2 protein-coding genes are annotated in these 3,705 nt (G+C 27.3%); one reads left to right on the top strand and one right to left on the bottom strand.

Going from position 1 to position 3,705, the window contains the following annotated elements; translation table 11 throughout:
• Window positions 1-980: IS1595 family transposase (locus tag B5E48_RS13120; protein ID WP_143747034.1), on the top strand; the 980-nt coding region annotated here is incomplete at its 5' end.
• Window positions 981-1,891: 911 nt separating this feature from the next.
• Here B5E48_RS13120 and B5E48_RS13115 read toward each other — a convergent pair.
• Entirely contained in the window at window positions 1,892-3,322 is a 1,431-nt protein-coding gene (locus B5E48_RS13115) for an SEFIR domain-containing protein (protein WP_087305572.1), read from the bottom strand.
• Between the last annotated feature and the right edge of the window lie 383 nt (window positions 3,323-3,705).

The following is a 3,705-nucleotide window of genomic DNA, read 5'->3' as shown; positions in this document are numbered from 1 at the left end:
GGTCATTGTTTATGTCAAAAAATTGTGCTAAAGCTAAACCAAAAATTATGAGTCATATCACTTTCAATAAGCTTTTCTTCAATAATGATGATATGTGTAGAAATTTCTTTTTGAATGTTTTTCATCCTTTAGGACTTGTTTGTCCTGAATGTGGTTGTGTTCATTTTACTTTACTCAAGTGTAGAAATAATGTCTACACTTGTTCTCAATGTTCACATCAAGTCTATCTTTTTGCAGGAACTATCTTTCAGGACAACAAATTACCATTATATACACTTCTTTATGGTATATTCCTTTTTATCACTTCTACAAAGGGTATTTCCGCAGAAGAACTGTCACGTCAACTGGGCATCAACAGAAAAAGTGCTCAGTTGCTATGCCAAAAACTGCGTTATTTGATGTCTTTAGATAATGGCTGTTTTGATTTGAAATCAAAATTCATTGAAATAGATGGATTTCACATTGGTGGCAAATCTCATAATGGTAAAAGGGGGTTGGAAACTGACAAACAATCCTTTTTAGTGGCTCTTGGTACAGATCAGCTTAACAACTATCCCAATAGAATAAAACTGCTTCAAGTAAAAAGCGAAAACAAGGAAGAAGTAAAAAGGCTCATGAAACATATCTATTACGATAAGGATACAACAATATGTACTGATGGTGACCCGGCATATCACTATTTAAAGGATAGAGTACATCTTATCAATGGCGTTATAGATTACAAAGAATCAGATCATCTTATGTATTGGATAAATATACAGATATCAAATATAAAAAGTAATATAGATGGAATCTATCATGGCATAGCGAAAAAATATATCAATGGATATATACAGGAACATGCCTGGAGATTCAATCATAGATATAAAGGTTTCAAGCTTATGTTTTCCATGATGAGAATTATCAGTTACTCAATTGTAATGACTAGAAAGATGCTTAAAGATTACTACAATAAAGCAAGTGTGTCTGATGGTCTATGATATAATTTTTTACATTTAAATAAATGGTATAGATTATTTATGATTTAGATGGATCAATAAAAAAACAGGTTCGACCACTCTAAAAGTACAAAAAGAATATGAATAATAAAAAGCATAACGACTCTAAAAAAGAAATAAACAGATAGCTTAATCATATCTTTTGCACCCATAATAGTTATTATCAGATAACTACAAAAATTTAGGAAAACATGATCTATTTATTTTCTATACTCACTTATAAAACTAAATATAAAAGAAGAAATAAAACATCTAAAACAAGTTTCAATAATGAGTTCTTTGAAGGAATGAACAATAAAATCAAACTCATCAAGAGCAACGCACATAGTTTTAAACATTTCTTCAATTTAAGAGGACATATATTTTATATTTTGGTTATAGTTACACCTTTATTTACGAAGACGAAAAAAGGAATCCCTATTTTCAATAGTTATCCCTTTATTCTCCATTCTTGACACAGAGTCTAAATTCTGTCATCTTAAAATAGATATATTATCAATACAATAATAATAAAAGTTTAACCGTAAGCGTCAAATAATGAACTAGATTATTGATTCAATATTAGCATAGAAAAAGACATGGCTCCACATCAATCTGCCCATCCAGCCTCGTATGTCCAGAAAATCATGTCAAGAATATACTCTTTTTCTAAGAAAAATATACTATAATTATTGGGTTATGTATATAAAACACTATTTGACTTCATAATATTTATATAGCAAACAGCACAATGTATATCATTAATAGTATAAAATAAACAATCTATGCCTTCTTCCATATTGTTACAAATATGATTGTATGAATTGATATTTATATCTATAGAATTCTTGTATTAATTTTTAAGAATTTGCTCAATAAATTTAAAAAATTGATAGAATTAGTGTTTTTTAAATTTAATTTCTAGTCCCCAATTCTTCTGTTTTAACAAATTCACATATTATAGGTGCTGCCTCAAATGCACTACCATATCTGTATTCTCTAAGGGATCCTACTTTTATCATTGTTTCAATTTCATTATATTTTTTCTTAAATACGTTAATATCTGAAAAACCCATTATTTTAGCAATTTCTCGTAAATGCTCTTTCGATTTTAATCTAACTGCAAATTGTCTAATAAGACTATCCCCATATTCATTTCTACTGTAAATATACGTTATAGGGAACCAATACCAACTACTAGTATAATTTTCAACAAAAATAGCAGCATTGTAACAAAAAATGTCAGCAAAAACAAATTCATTTTTATTACATACTTCTATAATAATACTATTAACCCAATAATTTGCTGTCCCCGAATAATATCTTTTACCATCTCTTTTTGATACGGCTCTATCAAAATTTTCATTATGATCATAAAAAATATTAAAACTTTGAGCATCACCACTCACAAAATATGTTTTTGACAAAACATATGATAATGCATCATAATCTCTCTTTTTCAAATAAAAAGCTATAACATAGATAAATATCTCATGCAATAAAGTCCTTGTAACTTCACCCACATATCCACTTTTATTTTTTATATCCTCACATATTTCTTCCATAACAGATGCTATAATTTCATATGCTTCAGGCACATAAAATGAATACTTTAATAAATACAAAAAATCATCTCTATATATTTTTGTATCATTATATAATTTTATATATTCATCTTCAGATATACTGTCTCTTTGTTCATCTTTTTTAAAATTTACTATATTTTCTTTTATAACATATAAAAAATTTCTAAATTCATCTTTTTTTACATTATTAGATTTCTGTTGCTTTAAACTTTCATATCTCATACGGGTTTTAGTCAAAATGTTTGACTTTTCTTCTAGCCATGATGGTTTTTTCCCTAGTTCTGGTTTATCTATTATTTCTATTCCATACAATCTCTTTACTAGTCTCTGATACTCTGAATCATATTTTTCGTCTTGCGACAGATCAAAATGCAGCATAGTTTTTAAATATTGTGGTTTAGGAATATCACCGTTTAAATTTCTTTCAAAAATAACTGGTAAAAATTTTTCTTGTTTAACTTTATTATAAATTTCAGGTGATATAATCTGTGTTTCCGTTCCTACTCCACCATTTCTACCATTAGCCTTTTTCTCATAATTAGAGTCAAGTAGTATTAGCACATTTGTTATCGTTGAATCAGTTACACTCTGTTCCATAAATGCATATGTATCATTTCCTTCTTTTAGTGACCATCTATCTAATACTACATCAATTCCATCATTCATTAAATCAGTCGCAAAAGACAACACTTTTGCTTGATAATCCTCTGTTCCCCAAGCATATGAAATAAATACCTTGGGATTATCTATTCTATTCATAAAAATTCTCCTTTTTCAAAATTTTTTTGTGTACCGATTAGTCACAACTAATTACTCATATAATTCTTTTATAATCAACGAAAAATTATATATTTAATACTTGACTAACTCATTATAATTATTATCCCTTGAAATTGCATTACTTATTTTATTTTTTCAGTATTATTATCTTTAATTACTTGTTTAGTATCCTCAAAAATACATTATACTATTAAATCACAGAATAAACAGGCAAAATCACTTACCAATGATTAATAAAATTAAAATCGTAAATTGAAAAACTAAATTCCATCCCTAAATCAATTTATATGGAATTTAATTTTACAAATCCAATGATAGAATTTAATTCTGCAAACTTTTATAATAATAGTGGGTATTCCTTC

The organism is Massilimicrobiota sp. An105, from assembly GCF_002161155.1.
GTDB classification, from domain to species: Bacteria; Bacillota_I; Bacilli_A; order Erysipelotrichales; family Coprobacillaceae; genus Allocoprobacillus; species Allocoprobacillus merdigallinarum.
The sequence above is the reverse complement of the archived record's forward strand: the minus strand, read 5'-3'. Positions and strand labels throughout refer to the sequence as shown.